This is a genomic window from Micromonospora sp. WMMA1923 (assembly GCF_049179195.1).
GTDB classification, from domain to species: Bacteria; Actinomycetota; Actinomycetes; order Mycobacteriales; family Micromonosporaceae; genus Micromonospora; species Micromonospora yangpuensis.
The window spans coordinates 4,619,112-4,644,804 of record NZ_JBMHLZ010000001.1; the positions used below are offsets into that span (position 1 = coordinate 4,619,112).

General features: G+C 72.8%; 23 protein-coding genes. 12 read left to right on the forward strand and 11 right to left on the reverse strand.

Going from position 1 to position 25,693, the window contains the following annotated elements; translation table 11 throughout:
- Window positions 1-26: 26 nt before the first annotated feature.
- Both ACN28G_RS20845 and ACN28G_RS20850 read left to right on the forward strand, forming a co-directional pair.
- Window positions 27-1,475: a hypothetical protein gene (locus ACN28G_RS20845; protein ID WP_421480164.1), complete on the forward strand. Its 1,449-nt coding sequence runs from the start codon at window positions 27-29 to the stop codon at window positions 1,473-1,475.
- Window positions 1,476-1,554: 79 nt separating this feature from the next.
- Entirely contained in the window at window positions 1,555-2,601 is a 1,047-nt protein-coding gene (locus ACN28G_RS20850; protein WP_229688640.1) for a glycoside hydrolase family 6 protein, read from the forward strand.
- A 44-nt stretch (window positions 2,602-2,645) separates the two neighbouring features.
- On the opposite strand, the gene ACN28G_RS20855 is transcribed toward ACN28G_RS20850, so the two are convergent.
- Window positions 2,646-4,922 (reverse strand): bifunctional polysaccharide deacetylase/glycosyltransferase family 2 protein, encoded by a 2,277-nt coding sequence (locus tag ACN28G_RS20855; protein WP_091443230.1) that lies wholly within the window; start codon window positions 4,920-4,922, stop codon window positions 2,646-2,648.
- Window positions 4,923-4,928: 6 nt separating this feature from the next.
- On the opposite strand from ACN28G_RS20855, the gene ACN28G_RS20860 reads away from it, so the two are divergent.
- The 5 genes from ACN28G_RS20860 (at window position 4,929) to ACN28G_RS20880 (ending at window position 11,255) form a co-directional block, all read left to right on the forward strand.
- Entirely contained in the window at window positions 4,929-5,363 is a 435-nt protein-coding gene (locus ACN28G_RS20860) for a hypothetical protein (RefSeq protein WP_091443233.1), read from the forward strand.
- A gap of 227 nt (window positions 5,364-5,590) precedes the next feature.
- Window positions 5,591-7,768 carry a phosphate acetyltransferase gene (gene pta / locus ACN28G_RS20865; protein ID WP_421480165.1) on the forward strand — a complete coding sequence of 726 codons (2,178 nt, stop codon included), beginning with the start codon at window positions 5,591-5,593 and terminating at the stop codon, window positions 7,766-7,768.
- Window positions 7,765-8,883, forward strand: coding sequence for an acetate/propionate family kinase (locus tag ACN28G_RS20870; protein ID WP_421480166.1), 1,119 nt, complete (start codon window positions 7,765-7,767; stop codon window positions 8,881-8,883). The genes pta and ACN28G_RS20870 overlap by 4 nt, the downstream gene beginning before the upstream one ends.
- 146 nt (window positions 8,884-9,029) lie before the next feature.
- Window positions 9,030-9,938, forward strand: a complete 909-nt coding sequence (locus ACN28G_RS20875; protein ID WP_091443243.1) for an alpha/beta hydrolase family protein — start codon at window positions 9,030-9,032, stop codon at window positions 9,936-9,938.
- Between the two features lie 351 nt (window positions 9,939-10,289).
- Window positions 10,290-11,255, forward strand: coding sequence for an alpha/beta hydrolase family protein (locus ACN28G_RS20880; protein WP_421480167.1), 966 nt, complete (start codon window positions 10,290-10,292; stop codon window positions 11,253-11,255).
- Window positions 11,256-11,320: 65 nt separating this feature from the next.
- Here the strand turns inward: ACN28G_RS20880 and ACN28G_RS20885 are convergent, their stop codons facing one another.
- The 3 genes from ACN28G_RS20885 to ACN28G_RS20895 all read right to left on the reverse strand — a co-directional run bounded on the left by ACN28G_RS20885 (window position 11,321) and on the right by ACN28G_RS20895 (window position 14,029).
- A complete protein-coding gene (locus ACN28G_RS20885) occupies window positions 11,321-12,274 on the reverse strand; it encodes a zinc-binding dehydrogenase (RefSeq protein ID WP_421480168.1) in 954 nt (317 codons plus the stop codon).
- An 85-nt stretch (window positions 12,275-12,359) separates the two neighbouring features.
- Entirely contained in the window at window positions 12,360-13,538 is a 1,179-nt protein-coding gene (locus ACN28G_RS20890; protein WP_091443252.1) for an NAD(P)-dependent malic enzyme, read from the reverse strand.
- A 140-nt stretch (window positions 13,539-13,678) separates the two neighbouring features.
- Window positions 13,679-14,029 (reverse strand): S26 family signal peptidase, encoded by a 351-nt coding sequence (locus ACN28G_RS20895; protein WP_091443254.1) that lies wholly within the window; start codon window positions 14,027-14,029, stop codon window positions 13,679-13,681.
- An 85-nt stretch (window positions 14,030-14,114) separates the two neighbouring features.
- Here ACN28G_RS20895 and sodN point away from each other — a divergent pair, with 85 nt between their 5' ends.
- Window positions 14,115-14,519: a superoxide dismutase, Ni gene (sodN, locus tag ACN28G_RS20900; RefSeq protein WP_091443256.1), complete on the forward strand. Its 405-nt coding sequence runs from the start codon at window positions 14,115-14,117 to the stop codon at window positions 14,517-14,519.
- A 157-nt stretch (window positions 14,520-14,676) separates the two neighbouring features.
- Complete coding sequence (locus ACN28G_RS20905) at window positions 14,677-15,084, forward strand: anti-sigma regulatory factor (protein WP_091447259.1); 408 nt, start codon at window positions 14,677-14,679, stop codon at window positions 15,082-15,084.
- Here the strand turns inward: ACN28G_RS20905 and ACN28G_RS20910 are convergent.
- A complete protein-coding gene (locus tag ACN28G_RS20910; RefSeq protein ID WP_091443258.1) occupies window positions 15,078-15,482 on the reverse strand; it encodes a hypothetical protein in 405 nt (134 codons plus the stop codon). The two genes, ACN28G_RS20905 and ACN28G_RS20910, sit on opposite strands and share 7 nt — an antisense overlap.
- Window positions 15,483-15,525: 43 nt before the next feature.
- Here ACN28G_RS20910 and ACN28G_RS20915 point away from each other — a divergent pair, with 43 nt between their 5' ends.
- Window positions 15,526-16,476: a diacylglycerol/lipid kinase family protein gene (locus ACN28G_RS20915; RefSeq protein WP_421480169.1), complete on the forward strand. Its 951-nt coding sequence runs from the start codon at window positions 15,526-15,528 to the stop codon at window positions 16,474-16,476.
- A 451-nt stretch (window positions 16,477-16,927) separates the two neighbouring features.
- Window positions 16,928-17,185, forward strand: a complete 258-nt coding sequence (locus tag ACN28G_RS20920) for a WhiB family transcriptional regulator (protein WP_007072794.1) — start codon at window positions 16,928-16,930, stop codon at window positions 17,183-17,185.
- 173 nt (window positions 17,186-17,358) lie between these two features.
- Here the strand turns inward: ACN28G_RS20920 and ACN28G_RS20925 are convergent, their stop codons facing one another.
- Genes ACN28G_RS20925 through ACN28G_RS20940 form a run of 4 tightly spaced genes read right to left on the reverse strand, consistent with a single transcriptional unit; the run spans window position 17,359 to window position 20,856 of the window.
- Window positions 17,359-18,126: a sirohydrochlorin chelatase gene (locus tag ACN28G_RS20925; RefSeq protein WP_421480950.1), complete on the reverse strand. Its 768-nt coding sequence runs from the start codon at window positions 18,124-18,126 to the stop codon at window positions 17,359-17,361.
- Between the two features lie 47 nt (window positions 18,127-18,173).
- The gene (locus ACN28G_RS20930; protein ID WP_229688642.1) at window positions 18,174-18,935 is read right to left on the reverse strand and encodes a phosphoadenylyl-sulfate reductase; all 762 of its coding nucleotides are present in this window, start codon (window positions 18,933-18,935) and stop codon (window positions 18,174-18,176) included.
- 53 nt (window positions 18,936-18,988) lie between these two features.
- Complete coding sequence (locus ACN28G_RS20935; RefSeq protein ID WP_175440644.1) at window positions 18,989-19,147, reverse strand: hypothetical protein; 159 nt, start codon at window positions 19,145-19,147, stop codon at window positions 18,989-18,991.
- Entirely contained in the window at window positions 19,144-20,856 is a 1,713-nt protein-coding gene (locus ACN28G_RS20940; RefSeq protein ID WP_421480170.1) for a nitrite/sulfite reductase, read from the reverse strand. The genes ACN28G_RS20935 and ACN28G_RS20940 overlap by 4 nt, the downstream gene beginning before the upstream one ends.
- Window positions 20,857-21,363: 507 nt before the next feature.
- Here ACN28G_RS20940 and ACN28G_RS20945 point away from each other — a divergent pair.
- On the forward strand, window positions 21,364-22,872 hold the full coding sequence (locus ACN28G_RS20945) for a glycosyltransferase family 39 protein (RefSeq protein WP_229688639.1): 1,509 nt from the start codon (window positions 21,364-21,366) through the stop codon (window positions 22,870-22,872).
- Between the two features lie 131 nt (window positions 22,873-23,003).
- On the opposite strand, the gene ACN28G_RS20950 is transcribed toward ACN28G_RS20945, so the two are convergent.
- Together ACN28G_RS20950 and ACN28G_RS20955 are read right to left on the reverse strand one after the other, a co-directional pair.
- Window positions 23,004-24,518 carry a PAS domain-containing sensor histidine kinase gene (locus ACN28G_RS20950; protein WP_091447273.1) on the reverse strand — a complete coding sequence of 505 codons (1,515 nt, stop codon included), beginning with the start codon at window positions 24,516-24,518 and terminating at the stop codon, window positions 23,004-23,006.
- Between the two features lie 24 nt (window positions 24,519-24,542).
- Entirely contained in the window at window positions 24,543-25,574 is a 1,032-nt protein-coding gene (locus ACN28G_RS20955) for an SIS domain-containing protein (RefSeq protein ID WP_091443268.1), read from the reverse strand.
- Window positions 25,575-25,693: the final 119 nt, after the last annotated feature.

A 25,693-nucleotide genomic window follows, 5' to 3' on the forward strand; every position in this document is an offset into this window, starting at 1 on the left:
GACGGAGCGCACATCAGGGGAGCGACGTGCCCGTACCACGACCGGATCAGATCCCACAGCTACAGGACGAACTCAACGACCGGCGGGAGGAGTTGCACCGGCTCCTCCTCAGTGCCGGTCTGCCCGAGACGTTCGACGCGCTGACCGAGAACCAGCAGTGGCGAGACAACTTCCGGCAGGCCGTCCGCCGGTACCAGTTCGTCGTCGAGATGCGCGATCGAACCTCCGACGACCGCCCGGACTTCGGCTCCGAGGAGTCGACGAGATTCGAGTCCTACCAGCGCGGATACTCCACCATCTACGCCGACCTGCAGAAGTACGTCGGTTACGCGAACACCTGGGCCCACCAGCCGGGTACCTGGATCAACGACGCCCAACGCACCGGTCTGTCCCGCGCGAACGCCCTCCTTGCGGAGGTCGAGTCACGGGAACGAGCGCTCCGGGACGGGCGCCGGGCCTGGGGTGTCCAGGCCTGTACCGAGCTGCGAAGCCAGGTGAACGTGGCGAACCAGCTGCCACGCTTCGAACAGACCTCCGGCCAGAGCCTCGGCACGCTGTACAAACTGGTGCGCAACGCCGACGCCAGGCGCGACACGTCCAGCGTCGAGGTCGAGTACGGCCAGACCGCGTTGCTGTCCCGGCACTACCGGGAGGCGGCCTGTTCCGAACTGACGGCGGCCCTGCTCGTCGCGGCCCACCGGGATCTCTACGACCGGCGCCACAAGGCCGGGGATCTGATCACGATCAAGGACTTCGCGGAACCGGCGGGCCCGTCGAGCGCGCGACGTGACCACGTGGTGCTGGTGGTCGGGCCACCGAACCACCCCGAGTCGGTCTACGTCGAACCGTGGTCGAAGACGCCGACCGTGACCGGCGCGCTGAACTACTCGATGGCACAACCGCACGCCTACGACGACGAGTATCAGCGTGAGGCGACCGGCAAGGACTACGCGGCGAAGGCGACGCAGCGCATCAACTGGAGCTGGGTGAACGCCCGTCACGTTCAACCCGCCAATCCGCCGGCGGGGGTGAACTCGACGGCGGACCTGCCGTACGCCAGACACGTGTACGACGTGCAGCACGCCTTCCACAGCCCTCCCAGCTCCGCCGGCCAGGGCCGGGCGCTGACCCAGGACAACCTGCGCCTGACCGCCGCCAACAACTTCGGTCAGCCCGTAGCCGCCCCGTTGGCGGCACAGTTCGCGACGACTCCGCAGCAGAGCACGGCGGCGTGGAATCAGGTGCAGTACTCGGCCACCCTCCAGTCACCACAACCCCAGTACGCACCTACCTACACCGGCTATCCGGCACCCGGCCACCAAACCGCCACGAGCTGGACCCCGGCCCAGACGTTGGCCTACCTCCAGTCCCAGACCGGCCAACCGAGTCAACAGCAGGGTGGCAGCAGTTGGCAGCCGCCCGCTAACTGGTCACCGCCGAGCCAGCAGGGGGGTCGGGGGCAGCGGCCAGGGTAGGACGGTCCGGTGGAACGCGGTTCCCGAAACTCCGGCACCCGTCTTCACCAGGACGGATGCGGCAGGTACCGTGACGGCCGTGTCCCCTCGCCCGTCCCTGCCCACCCGGACCGGTCGGACGGCGTTGCTGACCGCGGTCGCGCTGACCGCGCTGGTGGCCGGTTGCGGCACCGGGGCGGACGGCGGGCCGGTGGCCGAGCGGTCCACGGCCGCCACCTCACCGGCACCGCTACCGCCGATCCTCTACGTCGATCCGGACAACGCGGCGGCCGGACAGGTCACCGAGTGGGAGCGGCGGGGCCGGGCCACGGACGCCGCCGCGCTCCGGCGGATCAGCACCCGGCCGACCGCGCGGTGGCTGGTCGGTGACTCCGGCGCGGTGACCGAGGAGGTGTCGGCGTACCTGGCCGGCGCGGCCCGCGCCGGCCAGACTCCGGTGCTGGTGACGCACAACCTGCCGCAGCGCGACTGCGGCCGGCAGGGCTACGGGGGCGCCGAGACGGCCGAGGCGTACCAGCGGTGGATCCGGGAGTTGGCAGGCGGCGTACGGGGCCGTCCGGTCACGGTGATCCTCGAACCGGGGGCGGTGCCGGACGCGGTCGACCGGTGCGTGGCCGACGTCGACGAGCGGCTGGCCCTGCTCCGCGACGCGGTGGCGGTGCTCGGCAGCACCGGTAGCGCCCGGGTCTACCTGGACGCCGGACACCCGGGGTGGGTGCGGGACAGCACGAAGCTGGCGGCGGCCCTGGACCGGGCCGGCGTCGCCGGGGCCGACGGGTTCGCCCTCAACGTGGCCAACTTCGGCACCACGGCGGAGAACGTCGCCTACGGTCACCGGCTCAGCGACGCGCTGGGCGGTACGGCGAACTTCGTGATCGACACCAGCCGCAACGGCAACGGCCCGTACCCGGGTCGGACGGTGAAGGGCGCACCGAGCTGGTGCAATCCGCCGGGGCGGGCGCTCGGCGAAGAGCCGACCACCCGCACCGGCCTGGACCGGGTCGACGCCCTGCTCTGGATCAAGTACCCCGGCGAGTCCGACGGCGCCTGCCGCCCGGGCGAGCCCGAGATCGGCACCTGGTGGCCCCGGTACGCCCTGGACCTCGCCGATCACCCCGCCAGCTGACCCTCGCGGAAGGCAGCTGAACCTGCCGGGGAGGCAGCTGCGCCCTACCGGGAGACCGGTCGGACCCCAGCGGCCGGCAACCCCGGGGGCGGCGGTGTTCCGACCGCACCGGCGTTGCCCTCCAGGCCGGTCCGCTTGAGTTTCTGCCAGCCCAGCCGGCCGCCGCTGAGCGCGGTGACCACCGACTGGAGCAGCACCAGGTACATCAGCTGCCGGTAGACGAACTGTTGCAACGGCAGCACCCAGAGCACGCCGAGCTTCTCCCTGTCCAGCCGGAACGCCACGATCGCGGTGAGGAACTGCAGGCCGAGCATTGCCAGCCAGGCCAGCGCCGTCGCGGAGCGGTCCAGGAAGAGCAGGCCGTAGATGGCGAGCAGGTCGATCACCGGGGCGGTCAGCGGCAGCAGCACCCCGAACAGGGTCAGGAACGTCAGGCACCGGCGGCTGAACCGACCGGACGCGCCCCGGTCCAGCACCGAGCGGCGGTGCTTCCACATCGCCTGCATGGTGCCGTAGCTCCACCGGTACCGCTGTTTCCACAGCTGGCCGAGGCTGGTCGGCGCCTCGGTCCAGGCGCGGGCGCTCTCCTCGTACACGACCTTCCAGCCGGCCCGGCCCAGCGCCATGGTGATGTCGGTGTCCTCGGCGAGGGTCTCGTCGGTCATGCCGCCGGCGTACTCCAGCGCCTCGCGGCGGAACGCGCCGATCGCCCCGGGGATGGTGGGCATGCAGCGCAGCGTCTCGTAGAGCCGACGGTCGAGGTTGAAGCCGATGACGTACTCGATGTGCTGCCACTTGGCGATCATGCTGCGCCGGTTGCCGACCTTGACGTTGCCGGCGACCGCGCCCACCCGGGGGTCCCCGAAGGGCTGGACCAGGCGGCGGACCGCGTCGGGTTCGAAGACGGTGTCGCCGTCGACCATCACGATCAGGTCGTGCCGGGCCAGGGCGACCCCGGTGTTCAGGGCGCTCGGCTTGCCGCCGTTGGGCTTGCGGACCACCCGGACGTTCGGCAGTCCGAGGCCGGCGACGATGTCGGCGGTGCCGTCGGTGGAGCCGTCGTCGACCACCACCACCTCGATCCCGCCGGGATGGTCGCCGGCGGCCAGCGAGCGGACCGCCGCCGCGATCCCCTCCTTCTCGTTGTAGGCCGGCACGATCACCGAGACCGGCTCGGTGATCGGCCTGCCCCAGGAGAAGTCCCGCCGGCGGCGTCGGCGGGCGTGCCTGATAGCCAGCAGGAACAACAGCACGGTACGCCCGATGGTGAGCACACCGACGACGACGAAGAGCACGCCGAAGACCACGAAGAGGGCATCCGCCCCCTGGACCGCCCGGATGAGCAGTTGGCCGCGCCACCGCTCCCCCGCCGAGGCGGCGGTCGGGCCGCCCGTGCCGCCGGTGGCGCCCGCCTCGGCCAGCGCCAGGTCCAGCCCGCCGCTGACCGTGGTGAAGCGGTAGCCCCGCTCCTTCATCAACGGGATGTACCTGTCGAGCGCCTCGACGGTCTGCGACCGGTCGCCACCGGAGTCGTGCCAGAGGGTGACCGCGCCGGAGTAGCCGGCCGGGGTGGCGGCGGCGATCATCGCGTCCGGGCCGTTGCGCTCCCAGTCCCGGCTGTCCAGGTCGTTGACGATGGTCAGGTAGCCGAGTTCACCGGCCTGCTGCAGCAGCGGCCAGTCCTGGTCGACGAAGGCGTCCGCCCGCGAGGAGTACGGGAACCGCAGCAGGTTGCTCCGGATGCCGGTGGCCCCGGCGATGGTGAGCTGGGTCTGGGTGTACTCCATCCGGCGCTGCCAACCGGGGATCTCGGTCAGGTGCGGGTGGGTGAAGGTGTGCACCCCGAGTTCGTGCCCACCGTCGGCCAGCGTGCGGACCAGCTCCGGATTGCGTACCACCTGGTTGCCGAGGACGAAGAAGGTGCCGGGCACCTGGTGTTTGTCCAGGACCCGGAGCACCTCGGGGGTCCAGCGCGGATCCGGCCCGTCGTCGAAGGTGAGCGCGATGGTGCGCGCCGGCAGCCGGTACGACTGGGGACGGTCGGCGGTGGTGTTGACGATCGGCCCGCCCTGCAGCAGCTCGGTGGGGACGTCGTCCTGGCCGCTGCCGGTGGTGTTCTCCGCCCGGTAGTCGGGGATGAACGAGCCGTTGGCGTACGCCTCCACGAAGAGGATGCCGCCGAGCACGACGAAGACCATCGCGAAGACGGTCCAGCTCGGCCGGGGCACGTACCGCCGGGCACGGCTGATCGGTCGGCTGAGCGGGAGCGGTCGGAAGTGGCGGGTGGGGCGCTGCGGTGGGCCGGGACGGGGCTGACTCATCAGGGGGTGGTCGCCTCACCGGTGCCGGGTGGCTCCTCGGTCGATGCGGACGGGGAGGGCGGCGCCGGGCTGGTCGTCGGCGAGGTGCTCGGCGAAGCGGTGCCGCTGGGCCGGGGACTGCTCGGTCGGGGACTGCTGGGCCGGGGGCTCGGGGTGGCCTGGGAGGGGCTCGCCGACGGCGTCGGGGAGGTCGGCGTCGCGGAGGGGCTGGGGGCGCGGGTCGGTGCCGGTCGCAGCGGGGGCGCGACAGCGGTGGGCGCGCGGGAGGGGGTGGCCCGTTCGGAGGACGGCTCGGCGGCGGGCACCAGCGGTGGGGGCGGTTGCCAGGGCTCGGCGGGCTCCTCCACGAACGGGATGATGTTCTCCGGGCTGATCGGCCCACCGGCGAAGCTGACCCCGACCATCGCGGTGTACGCCACCCCGGCCAGCCCCAGGGCGTAGGCGGTCCGCCGCAGCCACCGCCGGCGGCGTCCACTCGGGTCGACGAAGACCGGGGGTGGTTCCGGGGCGACGGGGATGATCTGTGTTGGTCCCTCCACGCCAGCGAGTCTAAACGTGAATAACTTTCGTATTCTCCCTCATGTGTCCCGTCTGACATGCGCAAACGGCGTTTCGCGCTCGTTAACGGTGAGCCGGCGGTGACCACCCGGACCTAGTAGGTTGGCCGCGTGGCCCGCAGCGTCTACCTCACCAGCGTGGGTTCCGGCGGCGGAAAGTCGACCATCGCACTCGGTCTGGCCGAGCTGCTCTCCCGACAGGTGGAGCGGATCGGCGCGTTCCGACCGTTGGTCTCCAGCACCGAGCCGGATCCCATCCTTGCCCTGCTCAGCGACCGTTACCGGTTGGACGTTACAACCCCCGATCCAGCCGGGACCAGCGACGAGCAGGCACCACCTCAGCTGGCCGGGGCCAGCTACGCCCAGGCACCACCGCAGCTGGCGGGAGCCAGCTACGCCCAGGCACCACCGCAGCTGGCCGGGGCCAGCTACGCCCAGGCGACGGCGCTGGTCGGCGAGGGGCGACGGGAGGAGCTGATCTCGCGGATCGTCGAGCGGTACCGCGAGGTCGAGCGAGGCTGCCCGGCCGTGGTCGTGGTGGGCAGCGACTTCGCCGACGGCGGGGACGGGGCCGGCCCCCGGGAGCTGGCCTTCAACGCCCGGCTGGCCGTCGAGTTCGGCAGCGTGGTGGTGCCGGTCGTCGACGGGTACGGCCAGTCGCCGGAGGCGATCGCGGCGGCGGCCCGGGGGGCGTACCACGATCTGGTGGACCTCGGGGCGACGGTGCTGGCGGTGATCGCCAACCGGGTGCCCGAGCCGATGGCCATGCCCGACCTGCCGGTGCCGGCGTACGCGATTCCCGAGGTTCCGGTCGTCTCGGCGCCGACGGTGGCCGAGGTGGCCACGGCGCTCGGTGCCACCCTGCTCGCCGGGGACGAGGCCGCGCTCGGCCGGGACGTGCTCGACTACGTGGTGGGCGCGGCACACGTACCGACCCTGTTGGACCACCTCACCGACGGCTGTCTGGTGATTACCCCGGGCGACCGGGACGACCTGCTGGTGGCGGCGAGCGCCGCGCACGTGGCCGGTCAGGTGTCGGTGGCCGGCCTGGTGCTCACCCTCGGTGAGCGACCGGATCCCCGGGCGATGCGGCTGTTCGACGGGATGGCCACCGGGCTCGCGGTACTCAGCGTGCCCAGCGACAGCTACGACACGGTGGCCGCCTCCAGCCGGATCGAGGGACGCCCCAGCGCGGCGAACCCGCGCAAGGTGGAGGCGGCGCTCGGTGCCTTCGAGGCCCACGTGGACACCGACGACCTGGCCCGCCGGCTGCGGGTCACCCGCTCCGCCCGGGTCACCCCGCTGATGTTCGAGTACGACCTGATCGACCGGGCCCGCGCCCGACGCCGCCACCTGGTGCTGCCGGAGGGCACCGAGGAACGCGTGCTGCGCGCGGCGGAGATCCTGCTGCGCCGGGGAGTGGCCGAGCTGACCCTGCTCGGCCGACCCGACGACATCGCCCGGCGAACCCGGGAGCTGGGCGTCGACATCAGCGGCGCGACCCTGGTCGACCCGGTGACCAGCCCGTGGCGCGACGAGTTCGCCGAGCGGTACGCACAGCTGCGCGCCCACCGGGGCGTCACCGCCGAGCTGGCCCACGACCGGGTCGCCCAACCGAACTACTTCGCCACCCTGATGGTGGCCGCCGGACGCGCCGACGGCATGGTCTCGGGGGCCACCCACACCACCGCCGCGACCATCCGCCCGGCCTTCGAGATCATCCGTACCGTGCCGGGGGTCTCGGTGGCCTCCAGCGTCTTCTTCATGCTGCTGGCCGACCGGGTGCTGGTCTACGGCGACTGCGCGGTCAACCGCGACCCGGACGCCGCCCAGCTCGCCGACATCGCCATCTCCTCGGCCGACACCACCGCCCGGTTCGGCATCGAGCCCCGGGTGGCCATGCTGTCCTACTCCACCGGCAGCTCCGGGGCGGGCGCCGACGTGGAGAAGGTCGCCGAGGCCACCGCGCTGGTCCGGCAACGCCGCCCGGAGCTGCTGGTCGACGGCCCGATCCAGTACGACGCGGCGATCGACCCGCAGGTGGCGGCGACGAAGCTGCCGGAGAGCCCGGTCGCCGGACGGGCCACGGTCTTCATCTTCCCGGACCTCAACACCGGCAACAACACGTACAAGGCGGTGCAGCGCTCGGCCGGTGCCGTCGCGGTCGGCCCGGTCATGCAGGGCCTGCGCCGCCCGGTCAACGACCTGTCCCGGGGCGCGACCGTGCCCGATATCGTCAACACGGTGGCGATCACCGCCATCCAGGCCGCCGGGGAGGCGTCGTCGTGAGCCGGGTACTCGTGCTCAACAGCGGATCGTCATCGGTCAAGTACCGGCTCTACGACGGTGACACGGTGGTCGACCGGGGCACCGTGGAGCGGATCGGTGAGCCCGGCGGTGGACCGGCCGACCACGCCGGGGCGGTCCGGCAGATCCTCACCGAGCTGGACCTGACCGGCCTGAGCGCGGTCGGGCACCGGGTGGTGCACGGGGGGCGGCGGTTCAGCGAGCCGGTGCTCGTCGACGACGAGGTGCTCGCCGGGATCGCCGAACTGGTGCCGCTGGCCCCGCTGCACAACCCGGCCAACCTGGCCGGCATCACCGAGGCCCGTCGGGTGCTGCCGGACGTGGCGCAGGTGGCGGTCTTCGACACCGCCTTCCACCACACCCTGCCGGAGTCGGCCGCCACGTACGCCATCGAACGCGAGGTCGCCGAGCGGTACGGCATCCGCCGGTACGGCTTCCACGGCACCTCGCACGCGTACGTCTCCCGGCGTACCGCCGAACTGCTCGACCGGCCGTACGCCGAGGTGAACACGATCACCCTGCACCTGGGCAACGGGGCCAGCGCCTGCGCGGTCGCCGGCGGGCGCAGCGTGGCCACCTCGATGGGGATGTCCCCGCTGGAGGGCCTGGTGATGGGCACCCGCAGTGGCGACCTGGACCCGACTGTCGTCTTCCACCTGCGCCGCGAGGCCGGCCTCGGCGTCGACGAGATCGACGACCTGCTCAACCACCGCAGCGGGCTGCTCGGCCTGACCGGGGTCAACGACATGCGCGAGGTGCTGTCCCGCCGGGCCGCCGGCGACCCGGCCGCGAACCTCGCCTTCGACGTGTACTGCCGTCGGATCACCGGCTACGTCGGGGCGTACTACGCCCTGCTCGGCCGGATCGACGCGGTCACCTTCACCGCCGGGGTGGGTGAGCACGCCGCGCCGGTACGGGCCGCCGCCCTGGCCGGCCTGGACCGGCTCGGCATCACCGTCGACCCGGGCCGCAACGACGGCAGCGGAGACCGGGTGATCTCCCCGGCCGACGCCGAGGTGACGGTCTGCGTGATCGGCACCGACGAGGAGCGGGAGATCGCCCGACAGACCCGCGCCGTGGTGGCCGCCGAGGGCTGACCACGGCGACGGCCACCGACCGCGCCCGGCACCCGGCCGTCCCGACCCCGCAAGCCCGGCCGGGCGCGCCGGATCCGGCCGGGTGGCTGAGCGCAGCCGACCCGGAAGGGGGAACCGTCCGCCGCACGGCGATCTACCGTGAGGCCATGGGGGGCAAGCGGCTGATCGCCGTACTGATGACGGCACTGTTCACCGCCGGTGCGGCGGCGTTGACCGGTTGCGGGGTGGTCACCGGCACACCCGCCGAGGCGCTGCCGGCGGGGCACTCGCCCGAGCGGACGTACACCGTCGGGGTACGCACCCTCACCCTCGACCCGACCTCCGACCGGCCGTTGCCGGTGACCATCTGGTACCCCCGCGGGTCGGCCGGGGTGGCCACCGGCCGGTTCCCGGTGGTCCTCTACAGCCACGGCCTGCACAGCCTGCCCGAGCTGCACGCCGAGCTGACCAGCCGGTGGGCCGCCGCCGGATTCGTGGTCGCCGCCCCCGCCTACCCGCACACCAACCGCTTCGCGACCCGGTTCAACCGCGCCGACGTACGGCACCAGCCGGCCGACGCCTGGCGGGTGATCCGGCACCTGGGCCAGCTGAACACCCGTCGCGGTGACCCGTTGGCCGGTCACCTCGACGTCACCCGGGTCGGCGCGGCCGGCCACTCGGCCGGGGGTTACACCACCGCCGGCATGTTCACCGCCGGGCATCCGGCGCGGCTGCGCTCCGGCATCGTGATCGCCGGGGGCGCGCGTCCGGGCAGCCTGACCGGCCCGGCCCGACCGATGCTGTTCGTCCACGGCACGGCCGACCCGATCGTCACCGAGGCCGTCGGCCGGGCCGCCCACCACCGGGTACGCGGCCCCTCAGCCTTCCTGAGCCTGCTCGGGCAGGGCCACGGCGAGTACCTCAACCCCGGTCGTCCCGGCTTCGCCCAGGTGCTGGCGACCACCACCGACTTCCTGCGCTGGACGCTCTACGGCGACCAGTCGGCCCGCACCCGCCTACCCACCGACGCCCGCCTCCCCGGCGTAACCACCTACGACACCCGCCCCACCTGGTAAGGAAGGGCCCCTTCTTAACGCATACGGTCGAGAAGGGCACCCTTCTCACAGCCCGCCGGCCGGCCCGCGCACCCCGGCCGGTCGGTACACCCCCGTCGACCCACGCACCCCCGTCGGCCCACGCACCCCAGTCGGCCCACGCACCCCCGTCGACCCACGCAGCACGGTCGGCCCGCGCACCGCCGTCGACCCACGCACCGCCGTCGGCCCGCGCAGCACGGTCGGCACGCGCAGCCCGGTCGGCACGCGCAGTCGGTGGGCGCGGGTGGGCTGGCCACGATGAGTAACCGGTCCGGGGCCCGTTGTCGACGCCGCGTCGAAGTGCCGTCGGCACCAGGCACAATCGGACTCATGTTTCCCCGCCGTATCTGTGCCCTACTGACCGCCGCCGTGCTCACCGTCGGGGTCGCGGGCTGTTCGACCGAGGAGCCGCCACGCTCACCGGCCGCGCCGGCCGACCCGCCGGCTGCGGCGGCCACCCCGACGCCCCGGGTCTCCGCCGTGACCGCCCCGACCCGGACCCACGCGGTCGGCGTACGCCAACTCAAGCTGAAGCGGGACGACCGGGCGCTGCCGGTGGAGCTCTGGTACCCGGCGCGGGGCCGGGCCGGCGGCGAGCCGGACCGGGACGCCGACGCCGCAGCCGGACAGTTCCCGGTGGTGGTGTTCAGCCACGGCCTGGGCGGCGAGCCGGACGACTACCAGGAGCTACTCAGCCGCTGGGCGGCGGCCGGTTTCGTGGTCGCCGCGCCGACCTTCCCGCAGACCAGTCGGGGTAGCGCCGGCAACGTGCTGGACGTGCTCAACCAGCCGGCCGACGTGTCGTACGTGCTGGACGAGGTGCTGGCGTTGAACGACCGCGACGGTGACGCGCTGCGGGGCCGACTGGACACCGCCCGGGTGGCGGCGGCCGGGCACTCCGCGGGCGGGGTGACCACCATCGGGCTCTTCACCGTCGGGCGGGACGAGCGGTTGGGCGCGGGGGTGGTCTTCGCCGGCACCGCCCTCGGGGTGGGCACCGCCTTCGCCGGGGCGGCCGCCCCGCAGTTGTTCGTGCACGGCGAGTTGGACGAGGTGGTCGAGTACGCCGCCGGCAAGGCGGTGTACGACAAGGTGCCCTGGCCGAAGGCCATGCTCAGCCTGCCCAAGGGCGACCACGGACGCGACCTGCTCTCCGACGACGACACGCTACGGGTGGTCTCGGACACCACAGTCGAGTTCCTCCGCTGGTCCCTCTACGGCGACGAGGCGGCCAAACGCCGGATGGTCACCGAAGCCGCCCGGGGCGACCTGGCCACCCTCGACAACCGCCTGTAAGGAAGGGCCCCCGCTTAACGCATACGGTCGAGAAGGGCACCCTTCTCACACCCGGGGCGGGACCGTCACGCCTGGTGGTCGATGACGATCTTGCCGAAGGCCTGAGCGGTGTGCAGGTGGGCGAAGGCCTCGTCGATCCGGCTGAACGGGACGACGCTGTCGACCACCGGCTGAATCTTCCGCTCGGCGCAGAAGGCGAGCAGGTCACGTAGCTCCTCGGGGGTCCCCATCGAGGTGCCGAGGATCTCCAGCCGCATGGCGAAGACCCGGCGCAGGTTGACCTTCGGCTCGTGGCCGGCGGTGGCGCCGGAGACCACGATGCGGGCCATCGGCGCGGCGGACTTCAGCGAGTGGTCGAAGGTGGCCGCGCCGACGGTCTCGACCACCACGTCCACCCGCTCCGGCAGCCGGGCCCCGGGTTCCACGGCGGTCGCGCCCAGCTCGGCTACGCGCTCTCGTTTGGCGGCGTCGCGGCTGGTGGCGTACACCCGTTTGCCCATCGCGACGGCGAGCGCGACGGCGGCGGTGGCGACCCCGCCGCCCGCGCCCTGGACCAGGACCGCGTCGGCCTCGTCGGCCCGGCCCACGGTCCGCAGCATCCGCCAGGCGGTCAACCAGGCCGTGGGCAGGCACGCCGCGTCGGTGAGCGACATCCCCGCCGGCAGCGCCAGCAGATTCGACCGGGGTACGGCGACCCGCTCGGCGAAGGTACCGGGGAAGCGCTCGGAGAGGATGGAGATGCCGCGCGGGTCGCCCGGATCGGCGATCACGGGGTAGACCACGACCTCGTTGCCATCGGGGTCGATGCCGGCGGCGTCGCAGCCGAGGATCATCGGCAGCCGGTCGGCCGGCAGCCCCACCCCGCGCAGCGACCAGAGGTCGTGGTGGTTCAGCGAGCTGGCCCGGACCTCGACGGTCACCCAGTCGTCCGCCGGGTGCACGGGCTCGGGTCGCTCGCCGACGGTGAGGGCGGCGAGCGGGTTGTCGGCGTCGGTTCCGGAGGCGAAGGCAGCACGCATGCCCCGGACCGTAACAAGGCAGACCGCGGTTAAGAAGGGGCCCCTGCTATACCGAAAGCGTTAACAGGGGGCCCTTCCTTACACGTCAGGGGCGGGTTACGCGGTCGCGGCGGGCGGCTTCGGCGACCGCTGCGGCGACCGCCGGGGCGACCCGGGGGTCCAGTGGGGACGGCACGATCGCGTCGGCGGTCAGCTCGCCGTCGACCACGGCGGCGATGGCGTCGGCGGCGGCCACCTTCATGGCGTCGGTGATCCGGGTGGCGCGGGCCTGGAGCGCGCCCTGGAAGACGCCGGGGAAGGCGAGCACGTTGTTGATCTGGTTGGGGTGGTCGCTGCGCCCGGTGGCGACCACCGCGACGTGCCGGGCGGCCACCTCGGGGTCGACCTCGGGGGTCGGGTTGGCCAGGGCGAAGACGATGCCGTCGGGGGCCATGCCGGCCACCGCCGCCTCGGGGATCCGCCCGCCGGAGACCCCGACCAGCACGTCCGCGCCCCGCAGGGCCTCGGTGATGTCGCCCTGGCGGCCCTCGGCGTTGGTGGTGGCGGCCAGCTCGGCCTTGGTCTCGGTGAGGCCGTCGCGGTGCCGGCCGATGATGCCCTGCGAGTCGCAGACCACCACCCGGTCCGGGTCGACGCCCCCGGCCACCAGCATCCGGGTGACCGCGACGCCGGCGGCGCCCGCGCCGCTGACCGCCACCCGCAGGTCGCCGAGCTTGCGGTGCAGCAGGGTCGCCGCGTTGCGCAGCGCGGCCAGCACGACGATCGCGGTGCCGTGCTGGTCGTCGTGGAAGACCGGGATCGACAGCGCCTCGTCGAGGCGGCGTTCGATCTCGAAGCAGCGCGGCGCGCTGATGTCTTCCAGGTTGATCCCGCCGAAGGAAGGGGCCAGCGCGATGACCGTGGCGACGATCTCGTCGACGTCCCGGGTGTCCAGGCAGATCGGCACCGCGTCCACCCCGCCGAACTGTTTGAAGAGCACCGCCTTGCCCTCCATCACCGGCAGGGCGGCGCGGGGGCCGATGTCACCCATCCCGAGTACGGCGGTCCCGTCGGTCACCACGGCGACGGTGTGCGACACCCAGGTGTAGTCGTCGACGAGGGCGGGGTCGGCGGCGATCGCCGCGCAGACCCGGGCCACCCCCGGTGTGTACGCGAGGGAGAGGTCCTCCCGGCTGGTCAGGGGGACCGTCGAGGCGACGGCGAGCTTGCCGCCGACGTGCAGTCGGAAGACGGGATCAGCGGCGTCCACGGAGGACGTAGGCATGGTGACTCCAGGATCTGTCGAGCAGATGAGGCGGCCGGCGCGGGCACGAGGTGAGGCGACGAGCGGCGGCGCGCGGTGCGGGGGTCACCCGGACACCTGCCGAGCATAGTGTCAGCGGCCCGACAAGGTTGTGAGTAGGGTCATAACGGGAGTCGACCGATCCGCCCCGGCCGGGGCCAGTAGCGGACCAGCACCCGTCCCCGTACGTCCGCCACACCGTACGTGCGGGAGTCGTCGGTGCCGAGGTCGTTGTCTCCGCGTACCCACCAGCCACCGTCCTGGGGGCGGACCGCGCGCTTGATCACCAGGAGGTCCGGTCGGGCGCGGAAGACCGCGACCACGACGTCCCCGGGCCGGATGGGTCGGCCCCCGGGCCGCACCAGCACCGCGTCGCCGTGGCGCAGCGTCGGCGACATGGAGGGCCCGTGCACCCCGACGGGCACCAGCAGCCCCCGCAGCCGGGGTGCGGAACCACCGTTCTCCACAGGCATCGGGGTTTCACCTCCGCCCCGCTGGAGAGCATCTCCAGGAGTAATGTCAGCTTGGATCATCGCAAACGTCCCATGGAGGAAACCGATGCGACTTCCGCGCATCCTTGCACCCCGCGTAACCGCCAGCGCCCACTGCGACCTGCCGTGCGGCGTCTACGACCCGGCACAGGCCCGGATCGAGGCCGAGTCGGTCAAAATGATCTGCGAGAAGTACCAGGCGAACACCGACCCGGAGTTCCGTACCCGGGCGATCCTGATCAAGGAGCAGCGGGCGGAACTGGTCAAGCACCACCTCTGGGTGCTCTGGACCGACTACTTCAAGCCGCCGCACTTCGAGAAGTACCCGCACCTGCACCAGCTGTTCAACGAGGCCACCAAGCTGGCCGGTGCCGCCGGCGCCAAGGGCGGCACCGACCCGGCCAAGGCCGACGAGCTGCTGACCAAGATCGACGAGATCGCGAAGATCTTCTGGGAGACCAAGAAGGCCTGAGTCCTTCGCGTCGGACCGACCTCCGGCCGGCACGCCCGTCGGGCGTGCCGGCCGTCGTCTTCGGCGCCCCACACCACCGTCTCCGCACGGACGAGGGTGACCGTCGCCACGCAATACCGCGACCTACCGGGTAGAGTCCCCGACCGGGGGGATGAGGGTGACTCAACTGACCGGCCAACCGACCATCGACGACGACATCGTGCACCTCACCGTGCCTGCGGACGGGGGCTACCTGGGGGTGCTCCGGACCGCGACGGCGGGCCTCGCGGCCCGGCTGCAGTTCGCCCTGGACGAGATCGAGGACCTGCGGATCGCGGTGGACGAGGCCTGCGCCATGCTGCTCGCCATCACCACCCGCGACGCCGAGCTGGAGTGCCGCTTCACGGTGACCGAGGACGCGTTGACCGTCGAGGTGACCGTGCCGACGGTACGCGGGGCGGCGCTGCCCTCCGAGTCGTCCTTCGCGTGGAAGGTGCTCACCGCACTGACCACCGAGGCCTCGGCACAGGCCGCCGGCGGGCGCGCGACGATCTCCCTGCTGACCCGGCGCGGCGCCGGCTACTGATCCGGCTCCCGGTCGAAGCCGAGGGCACGGTTGGTGGGAGTGCTCAGCAACAGGCCGCAGACGCCGAGACCCAGGGCGATCAGCGGTACGCCGAGCCAGCCCAGCCCGCCCTGGACCATGTACCAGCCGACCGGCAGCAGCATCAGCTCCAGCACGATGGCCGGTGCGCGGGCGCCGGAGCGCCGACGGGCCAGCGCCGAGCCGAGCGCCCAGAGCGCGGCGGCGCCGCCGATCGCGAAGGCGGTCACCAGCAGCGCCGAGGTCAGGTCGGTGGTGGTGGCGGTGAGGTCGGCCCAGACCAGCCAGCCGGCGACCAACCCGAGCGCCACCGCCTCCGCCTGAAGCAGCCGGGACGCCCAACGGAGGGTGCCGGGCAGCGCGTCGGAGTCGATGGTCACTCGCGTCACGATACCCGTGGGCGGTCGCGGTACAGTGCCGCCCATGCGGGCCATCCTGGTGGTCAACCCGAAGGCCACCACCACCAGCGAGCGCAGTCGGGATCTTCTGGTCCGGGCGCTGCGCAGTGAGGTCGATCTCTCGGTGCGGTACACCCGCCGCCGCGGACACGCGGCGGACCTGGCCCGGGAGGCGGCCGACGAAGGCATCGAGCTGGTCGTCACCCTCGGTGGCGACGGCACGGTCAACGAGGTGGTCAACGGGTTGATGGCGGCCCGGGCGGCGACCTCGGCCGACGGCGGACCGTCGGCGGAGCGGCTGCCGGCGTTGGCCACCGTGCCGGGCGGCTCGACAAACGTCTTCGCCCGTGCGCTCGGGCTGCCCCGGGAGTGGTCCGAGGGCGCCAGCATGATCCTGGAGGGCCTGCGGTTGGGCCGCAGCCGGACGATCGGGCTCGGCCGGGCCGACGACCGCTACTTCACCTTCTGCGCCGGCTTCGGGCTCGACGCGGCCGTGATCCACCGGGTGGAGCAGGCCCGCCGCCGGGGCCGGGTCTCCACCCCCACGTTGTACCTGCGCTCGATGCTCCAGCAGTACTTCCTCGACTCGGACCGCCGGCATCCGGCGATCGCGGTGGAGCGTCCGGGCGAGGATGCCGAGGGCGAGCTCGGCACGGTCATCGTGCAGAACACCGCGCCGTGGACGTACGTCGGGGACCGGGAGATCAACCCGAATCCGACCGCGTCGTTCGATCTGGGGCTGGATGTGCTGGCACTACGCCAGCTCCGCGTTGCCAGCACGACACGTACCGTCACGCAGTTCCTCTCCCAACACCCCGATCCACAGGGCCGACACGTTCTCCGGCTGCACGACCAGGCGGAGTTCACCCTGGTCTCGGCGCGCCCCCAGGCTTTTCAACTGGACGGGGACTACCTTGGCGAGCGGGAGAAAGTTAGATTCACATCCGTTCCGGCCGCACTGAGAGTAATCTGCTAGGTCTCGGGTACAGCCCTTGGTCGACGCGGTGCCCGACCGCGTCGATGCTGTGGCTGTCATCCCGGGAAGGGCAGGTGTGCCGGAAATGTCAACGATGTCTCGCAGACTGTACTATATTGACCCCCGACTGTTACACGCCGAGTAATCAGAACTACCGCAAAACCGGGCAAAGACGTCGTGAGCTTGCTCACCGCCCGGAGTTTTTCCGAGCGTCACCCTTGACATCGCGTAAGTTCGTGAAAGTATTCACAAGCGAACTTGAGTCACCGGGACCGCGGCCGGGACGAGCTTGCACCTCCGAGCTCCCCGCGCAGGTCCCAGCGACCAACCGACAGGCCTGCTCACGCAATGCCACATTGACGGCCGCGAACCGTCACCGACGGCACTGCGTACGCATAGGAAAAAGCACAAGCGTCACTGCCACCCATCCAGAATGAGGAGTGTTGCCGCCATGGACTGGCGTCACCATGCTGTCTGCCGCGACGAGGACCCGGAGCTGTTCTTCCCGATCGGGACGTCCGGACCGGCTCTCCTGCAGGTCGAGCAGGCCAAGGCTGTCTGCCGGCGCTGCTCCGTGACCGACCAGTGCCTGCAGTGGGCACTGGAATCCGGTCAGGACGCTGGCGTCTGGGGTGGAATGAGCGAGGAGGAGCGCCGCGCCGTGAAGCGTCGCGGTGGTCTCCGGGTGCTGCGCGCTCACTCCGCCTGACCTGTATCACTACGACGAACCCGGAACGCCCCGGCCGGACCAACCGGCCGGGGCGTTTCGCTGTCCACCGCCACACCGAAAGTGGCCACCGGGTCACCGAGCGGTAGTGGTGTGACCACCGTCGCGTGGACCGGCGTTGTCGACCGTCGACCGGACGCGGCGTGACCGTGCCCTCACGAACCGGTCGCGTCGACCCGACGCAGCACCAGCTCGGCCAACTCCGGCACGTCGGTGAGCGCGCCCGCCACGGTCACCGCCCCGGCCCGCCGGGACGACTCGACCACGGCGTCGTGGAAGAGACCGGGCGCCAGGAAGTACGCCGAGACCGCCACCCGACGGGCCCCCGCCGCCCGTAACCGGGCCACCGCCGCACCGGCTGCCGGCGGTGCGGCCGAGGCGTACGCCACCCGGCAGGGCACGTCGAACCGGGCCGCCAGGGCCGCCGCGACCCGCCCCACCGACGCCCGTGCCGACGCGTCCCGGGTACCCGCCGCCGCCAGCACCAGTGCGTCGAAGCGTCCCGGCTCCGCCTCCGCCAGCCGCCGGTCGAGCGCGGCGAGCAACGCCGGATCCACCGTGCCGTCGGCGGGACCGAGCACCTCGGCCAGGCGTACCGTCAGGGCCGCCCCGGCGTCACGGGCAGCGGCGACCGCCGCCGGGATGTCCACCCGCCGGTGGTACGCGGCGGTCAGCAGCAGCGGCACCAGCACCGCCCGGGAGCATCCGGCGGACGCCAACGACCGCAGCACCTCGGTCGGCCCCGGATCGGTGTGGTCCAGCCAACTGGGCAGCACCGACAGGCCGGGGCAGGCCGCCTCGACCGCCCGGGCCAGCGCCCTGGTCGCCTCGGCCGCCCGGGGATCCCGACTGCCGTGCGCCACCAGCAGGACCGGATCGGCCCCGCCCGGTGGACCCGCGGCAGGTGGGACGGCGCCGGGCAGCGGTCGCGTGCCGCGCGGCCCGCCCGGCGGCGGGTCCGGGTCGCCGGTCAGACGTGCAGCCCGCACTCGGTCTTCTCGAACATGGCCCACCGGCCGGACCGGGGGTCCTCCCCCGCCTTGGTCCGGCGGGTGCACGGCCAGCAGCCGATCGAGCCGTACCCGCGCCGAAGAAGCTCGTTGACCGGGATGTCGTACCGGGCGACGTAGCGGTCCACGTCGGCCTGGCTCCAGGCCGCGATCGGATTGACCTTGACCCGGCCCCGCCGGGCGTCGAAGGTGACCACCGGGGTGTTCGCCCGGCTCGGGGACTCGTCCCGACGCAGGCCGGCGGCCCAGGCGTCGTAGTCACCGAGCGCCCGCTCCAACGGCTCGACCTTGCGCAGCTGGCAGCAGTCGTCCGGCGAGCGGTTGAACAGGCGCGGACCGTACTCGCCGTCCTGCTGCCCCACGGTGAGCCGGGGCCGGATCGACCGGACGTTCACCGGCAGCCGCCGGGCCACCTCGTCGCGGACCCGCAGGGTCTCCGGAAAGTGCAACCCGGTGTCCAGGAAGACCACGTCCACCCCGGGCGCGACCCGGGAGACCAGGTGGGCCAGGACCGCGTCCGCCATCGAACTGGTCACGCAGAACCGGTCGCCGAAGGTCTCGGCCGCCCACCGCGCGATCTCCAGCGCGGGTGCCCCCTCCAGCTCCCGACCGGCGGTCTCGGCCAACGTCCGCAGCTCGGCCGCGGAGCGGCGGGCCGGATCCTGCCGGGCACCAGGACCGACCAGCCCGAGCCCCGCCGCCGACACCAACCCCGCACTCAGCTGAGCCGGTCTTCCGTTCGCGACTGCGGGGCTCGCAAGCTCACTCCTCGCGCTCACCGAGCCACCGCCTGGGAGAGGAGGCCGGCGAACTTGACGGTGAAGACCCGGGCGCAGGCGTGGCACTCCCATGCGCCGTGTCCGGCCTCGTTCGGCCGCAGGTCCTCCTCACCGCAGTACGGGCAGTACAGCGGTGCGGAACGAGTCTCGCTCATCTCAGCTCCTCCTCGTCGACCCGGACAACCCAGTTGGCGAACGTCTCGCCGTCGGTCCGACCGGCCAGGTAACGACGGGCCAGCCGCTCCACGTACTCGGGAAGCTCCTCGGCGGTGGTCTTCAGGCCGCGCAGCTTGCGGCCGAAACCGGCGGTCTGCCCCTGCGCCATGCCCAGGCCGCCACCGAGGTGCACCTGGAAGCCCTCTACCTGACGACCGTCCGGGCCCACCACCAGCTGCCCCTTCAGGCCGATGTCGGCGACCTGGGTCCGGGCGCAGGCGTTCGGGCAGCCGTTGATGTGGATGGAGATGTCCGCGTCGAACTCACGCAGCCGTTCCTCCAGCCGGGCCACCAGCTCCTCACCGCGGGCCTTGGTCTCGACGATGGCGAGCTTGCAGTACTCGATGCCGGTGCAGGCCATGGTGCCGCGCCGCCAGGCCGACGGCCGGGCCTCCAGGCCGATCTGGCGGAGCGCCCCGACCAGGGACTCCGTCCGCTCCGGCGCGACATCCAACACCAGGAGCTTCTGGTACGGGGTGAAGGCGATCCGGTCGCTGCCGTGGGTGGCCACCGCATCGGCGAGTTCGGCGAGCTGGGTGCCGGAGACCCGCCCGACCACCGGGGCGGCCCCGACGTAGTTACGCCCGTCGCGCTGCTGGTGCACGCCGATGTGGTCGAGGGGCTTGCTCGGCAGCTGCGGAGCCGGGCCGTCCAGCAGCGTCCGGCCGAGGTACTCCTTTTCCAGGATCTCCCGGAACTTCGTCACGCCCCAGTCGGCGACCAGGAACTTCAACCGGGCCCGGTTACGCAGCCGGCGGTAGCCGTAGTCGCGGAAGATGCCTACCACGCCGGCCCACACGTCCGGGATCTCGTCCAGCGGCACCCAGACCCCGAGCCGCTTGGCAAGCATCGGGTTGGTGGAGAGCCCGCCACCGACCCAGAGATCGAAACCGGGGCCGTGCTCGGGGTGCTCGACCCCGAGGAAGGCGATGTCGTTGGCCTCGTACGGGGTGTCGGGCAGCCACGAGATCGTCGACTTGAACTTGCGGGGGAGGTTGGAGTACCGCTTGTCGCCGACGTACCGGCGGACGATCTCGTCGATCGCCGGCGTCGGGTCGACCACCTCGTCCCGGGCGACCCCGGCGACCGGGCTGCCCAGCACGATCCGGGGGCAGTCGCCGCACGCCTCGGTGGTCTGCAGGCCGACCGCCTCCAGCCGACGCCAGATCTCCGGCATGTCCTCGACCCGGATCCAGTGGTACTGGATGTTCTGCCGGTCGGTGATGTCCGCGGTGTCCCGGGCGAACTCGGTGGAGATCTCCGCGAGCACCCGGAGCTGGGCCACGGTCAGCTGCCCGCCGTCGATGCGGACCCGGAGCATGAAGAACTCGTCCTCCAGCTCGTGCGGCTCCAGCACGGCGGTACGCCCACCGTCGATGCCCGCCTTGCGCTGGGTGTAGAGGCCCCACCAGCGGAACCGACCGCGCAGGTCGACCGGGTCGATCGAGGCGAAGCCCCCGTGGGCGTAGATGTTCTCGATCCGGGCGCGGACGTTGAGCGGGTCGTCGTCCTTCTTCGTCCGCTCGTTGGCGTTGAGCGGCTCGCGGTGGCCGAGTGCCCACTGCCCCTCCCCGCGTGGCCGGCGGGGGGCCCGAGCCTTGGGTGCCGTCGGGTCCTGGGACCGGGCCGGGGTGCTGCTGACCGCCATCGCGGCGTCCTCCATCGTCTGGGGCGGTGCCTCGGTGGGGGCGCGGGCGCGGCGGCCGGCCCATGCTGGGCCGTGACGGCGGTGTCTTCGACAGGCCGGCGCGGGACGCACCCGAGACAGAGTGGGTCGGGCGTCCTCAGTAGGCCGGACAGATCGCGCTGCGTACGCGGCCGTAATCGACGTGGCGGCGAGCCACGAAGCGGCGGACGACAGCGGCGGTCATGCGCCCATGCTGCCACAACCGGACTCCGCCGGCCAAGGACCCGGTGTCCCATCCCACATCACGGGCGGAGATCCCGCCCGCACCCACCGTCGCCATGATCAACCATTCGGGTACGGGCGAGCTGCCGACATCCCCGACGCGGGGCGGACCAGGTGTGCGACGCTCCTGCCGTGGGCGACATACCGGAAGAATCCGATTCGCCCGGCTCACCTCCGGGTCGCTGCCCCACTTCCGGCCGGCGTTCGGGCCCCTGGCGGGCGGTTCCCGGGTGGCTCTGGCCGACGGTGCTGACCCTCGGGATCATCCTGACCGGGATCGATCGGGCGCAGCCGTGGCGGGACGAGTTGGCGACCTGGAGCGCAGCCAGCCGGAGCCTGCCCGACCTGGCCCGGCTGACCGGCAACATCGACGCCGCCACCGGGCCGTACTACCTGTTCACGCACGGCTGGATCATGCTGTTCGGGGACAGCACGGCGGCCCTGCGACTGCCGTCGGCGCTGGCCGTGTCGGCGGCGGCCGGGCTGACCACCGTACTCGGACAGCGGCTGGTGGGCCCCCGGGCCGGACTACTCGCCGGACTGCTCTTCGCGGTGCTGCCCGGCACCTCCCGGTACGGCCAGGAGGCCCGGCCGTACGCGCTGGCGACCCTGCTCGCCGTGCTGGCCACCCTGCTGCTGGTGGAGGCGGTACGGCGGCCGGCCGGGTGGGGCCGGTGGCTGGCCTACGCCGTGACGGTGCTCGCCCTCGGCCTGACCCACCTGGTGGCGCTGACCCTGCTGCCGGCGCACGGGGTGTTGGTGCTGGTCGCATCCCGCCGCGACGGTGGGCGCTGGTTGCTGGCGCTGGTGCCGACCGTGCTGGGGGTGGCCCCGCTGGTGTTGGCCGCCCGCGCGCAGCGGGGTCGTCAGCTCGACTGGGTGGATCCGGCCCGGTGGACCGACCTGACCAGCCTGCCCGGTGGCCTCGCCCAGAGCGTGGCGGTCGGCGGGCTGCTGCTCGGGTTGGCCGCGCTCGGCACGGTCCGGTTCGGCCGGCGCGCCGTGGTCCCGGCTGCCTGCCTGCTCCTGCCGGTGCTGCTGCTCTTCACCGTCGCCCTGGTGGTACCGCTCTGGGTGCCCCGGTACCTGTTCTTCACCGTCCCGTTCGGCTGCCTGCTGGCCGGCGCGGCGCTCACCCTGGCCCCCGGCCATCCCACCCGTCCCGGGTCCACTGGCACCGGTGTCGACGCCCGCCCCCCGACCAGAAGATCGTGGAAGGAAACAGCCCCCACAGGGGCCAGCATCTTCCACGATCTTTCAGCCCCACCGGTCGGGGCGACGCTGCCGCCGGCGCTTGTCGTGGTGGCCCTGGTCGGGCTGCTGGGTCTGCCCGACCAGGTGGCGTTGCGCCGGACCCACGAGTGGCCCAGGAGCGCCGCCGTCGACTACCGGGGCGCGGCACAGGTCGTCGCCGCCGGGCAACGTCCGGGTGACGCGGTCGTCTACTCCCCACGCGACGGTTGGCTCTTCCTCGACCTCGGTCTGGCGTACCACCTGGGCCCGGCCCGGCCCCGCGACGTGCTGGTGGTCCGTGACCAGGCCCGGCGCGCGGACCTCTGGGCCGACGAGTGCGGTGAACCCGCCACCTGCCTGGCCGGGGTGAACCGGGTGTGGCTGGTCACCGCCGGACGGCGGGCCGATCCGCTGGCCGCCGTCGGCGGGGCGAAGGGTGCCGCGCTACGCGCCGACTTCACCACGGTCCAGGTCTGGCCCCGGGCCGGCCTCACCGTGACCCTCCTGACCCGCCAGCCCTGACCGACCAGCCACCCGGGCCAACCAGCGGTCGGGGCCACCCAGCGGAGCGGAGCCGACCAGCGAACCGCGGCCACCCAGCGGACCGCAGCCGACCAGCGGACCGGGGCGGTGGCGAGGGCGGATGCGGGTCGTCAGCCGCGGCCCAGCGGGACGACCAGGACCGCCTCGGTGCCGCCGGCCGCACCACCGCGCAGCTCGATGGAGCCGCGTAGCTCCCCGGTGACCAGGGCCCGCACGATCTGCAGGCCCAGTCGACCGGCCCGCTCGGGGTCGAAGTCCGGTGGTAGGCCACGCCCGTTGTCGGCGACCGTGACGTGCAGCTTCTTGCGGGACCGGTGCGCGGTCACCACCACCTCGGCGGGGCCGGGCGGCGGCTGGTCGTCGGCCGGCGGCGGGAAGCCGTGTTCGGCCGCGTTGAGCAGCAACTCGTTGAGGACCATCACCAGCGAGGTGGCGATCTCGGCGGGCAGGATCCCGAAGCTGCCGGTACGGCGCATCCGGACCGTCACCTCGGTGGCGGCCACCTCGGTCGCGGCCGAGGCCACCCGGTCCACGATGCCGTCGAACTCGACCGCCTCGTCGCTGGACATGGAGAGGGTCTCGTGGACCAGGGCGATGGAGGCGACCCGCCGGACCGACTCCTCCAGCGCCACCCGGGCCTCCGGCATGGTGACCCGACGGGCCTGCAGGCGCAGCAGCGCGGCGACGGTCTGCAGGTTGTTCTTCACCCGGTGGTGGATCTCCCGGATGGTGGCGTCCTTGGTGATCAGGGCCCGGTCGCGGCGGCGTACCTCGGTGATGTCGCGGACCAGCACCAGCGCGCCGATCGGCACTCCGGCGGGCATCAGCGGCAGGGCCCGGGTGAGCATGGTCGCGCCCCGGGCGTCGATCTCCCGGCGGGGCGGCGCCTCGCCGCGCAGCGCGGCGAGGATGCCGTTGGCGGCGTCGGTGCCCTCCAGCGGATCACCGGCCAGTCGCCGGTGCAGCACCGCGAGATCCTCCCCCACCAGATGGGAGGCGCGTCCCAACCGCCGGTACGCCGACTGGGCGTTCGGGCTGGCGTAGGTGACCTTGCCGCTGGCGTCCAGCCGGACCAGCCCGTCGCCCACCCGGGGCGCCGAGGTGGTCTCGCCCGGATGCCGGGGCGGCGGGAAGGTGCCGTCGGCGATCATCTGGGCCAGGTCGTCGGCGGTGGTCAGGTAGTTCAGCTCCAGCTGGCTCGGGGTACGGGCGGTGGAGAGGTTGGTGTCCCGCCCGACCACGGCGATCACCTCACCGCCCTCCCCGTCGGGGGTCCGCAGCCGTACCGGGATCGCCTCGTGCCGGGCCGGTACGTCGCCGTACCAGACCGGGTCGCCCTCCCGCCAGATCCGACCCTGCCGGTAGGCGATCTCCAGGTGGGCGGCCTCCGGGCCGCCGAGGATCCGGCCCACCTGGTCGTCCTGGTACGCCGTCGGGGCGGTGGTCGGCCGGACCTGGGCCACACAGCAGAACCCGCCGTCGGCGTCGACCGGCACCCAGAGCAGCAGGTCGGCGAAGGACAGGTCGGAGAGCAGCTGCCAGTCCCCGGCGAGACGGTGCAGATGGTCGATGTCGGCGGGACGGAGCCTGGTGTGCTCCTCGGCGAGATCACGCAGCGTGGACACCCACACAGCCTGCCACGGGCCGGGTCACATCGTCGCGGTGACCTTCTTCAGCCCCCGGGGCGCGTCCGGGTCCTCGCCCCGGGCCAGCGCCAACGCCAGCGCCAACCGCTGCATCGGCAGGATGTCCAGCAGCGGGGCGTACCGCTCGTCGACCTCGGGTACGGCCAGCCGGGCGGTGGACCCGGCCGGTGCCGAACCGACCGCCAGCACGTCGGCACCGCGTTCACCGAGGCGGGTCAGCACCTCCGCCATGGACCGGCCACCGGGGCCGGAGCCGACCACGGCCAGCACCGGCACGTCCGGATCGGTCATGGCGAGCGGGCCGTGCAGCAGGTCCGCTCCGGAGAAGGCAAGCGCCGGCAGGTAGGAGGTCTCCATCAGCTTGAGGGCGGCCTCCCGGGCGGTCGGGTACGCGTACCCCCGGCCGGTGGTGACCAGCCGGGCGGCGAACCGGTAGCGGGGGGCGAGCGTGGTCGCGGTGGGGTCGTCGAGGGTCCGGGCGGCCAGTTCCGGCAGCGTGTCCATCACCGCCCGCTCGGTGGCCGGCAGCACCCCGTCGCCGGCCCGGATCCCCTCGACCAGCATCAGCAGGGCGAGCAGCTCGGCGGTGTAGGTCTTGGTGGCCGCCACCGCCCGCTCGTGGCCGGCGGCGATGTCGATCGCCAGCTCGGCGGTCTCCACCAGCGGGGAGTCCGGGGCGTTGGTGACCGCGAGGGTCAGCGCGCCGGACTCGCGGGCGGTGCGCAGCACCTCGGTCAGGTCGGGCGAGCCGCCGCTCTGGCTGACCCCGACGACCAGCGCGTCGGAGAGGTCCGGTCGGGCACCGAAGACGGTGACCGCGCTGGGCGAGGCGAGACCGGCCGGCAGGCCGAGCCGGATCTCGGTCAGGTACGCGGCGTAGAGCGCGGCGTGGTCGGAGGTGCCCCGGGCGGTGAAGACCACGTGCCGGGGACGCCGCTGCGCGATGATCGCGGCGACCCGGGCGATCGCCCCCGCGTGCGTGGCGTCGAGCAACCGGGCGTAGCCGGCCGGCTGCTCGGCGATGTCGGCGGCCATGCCGGCTCCTGCTCGCGTCACGGGGGGCTCCTCTCCTGCGCGGTTGGCGCGCGTTTCATGCTCAGTGTTGCATCATTCTGCCGTCAGCGGCAATCGAACGAGCAGCAATGCGCAGTGGA

Bases quoted from the DNA above. Each gene is read 5' to 3' on its own strand.
- ACN28G_RS20890 (WP_091443252.1), bottom strand. From the start codon at position 13,538: ATGCCTACGTCCTCCGTGGACGCCGCTGATCCCGTCTTCCGACTGCAC.
- ACN28G_RS20940 (WP_421480170.1), bottom strand. From the start codon at position 20,856: ATGGCGGTCAGCAGCACCCCGGCCCGGTCCCAGGACCCGACGGCACCC.
- ACN28G_RS20935 (WP_175440644.1), bottom strand. From the start codon at position 19,147: ATGAGCGAGACTCGTTCCGCACCGCTGTACTGCCCGTACTGCGGTGAG.
- ACN28G_RS20955 (WP_091443268.1), bottom strand. From the start codon at position 25,574: ATGGCCGCCGACATCGCCGAGCAGCCGGCCGGCTACGCCCGGTTGCTC.
- ACN28G_RS20920 (WP_007072794.1), top strand. From the start codon at position 16,928: ATGGACTGGCGTCACCATGCTGTCTGCCGCGACGAGGACCCGGAGCTG.
- ACN28G_RS20880 (WP_421480167.1), top strand. From the start codon at position 10,290: ATGTTTCCCCGCCGTATCTGTGCCCTACTGACCGCCGCCGTGCTCACC.
- ACN28G_RS20875 (WP_091443243.1), top strand. From the start codon at position 9,030: ATGGGGGGCAAGCGGCTGATCGCCGTACTGATGACGGCACTGTTCACC.
- sodN (WP_091443256.1), top strand. From the start codon at position 14,115: ATGCGACTTCCGCGCATCCTTGCACCCCGCGTAACCGCCAGCGCCCAC.
- ACN28G_RS20895 (WP_091443254.1), bottom strand. From the start codon at position 14,029: ATGCCTGTGGAGAACGGTGGTTCCGCACCCCGGCTGCGGGGGCTGCTG.
- ACN28G_RS20915 (WP_421480169.1), top strand. From the start codon at position 15,526: ATGCGGGCCATCCTGGTGGTCAACCCGAAGGCCACCACCACCAGCGAG.
- ACN28G_RS20855 (WP_091443230.1), bottom strand. From the start codon at position 4,922: ATGAGTCAGCCCCGTCCCGGCCCACCGCAGCGCCCCACCCGCCACTTC.
- ACN28G_RS20885 (WP_421480168.1), bottom strand. From the start codon at position 12,274: ATGCGTGCTGCCTTCGCCTCCGGAACCGACGCCGACAACCCGCTCGCC.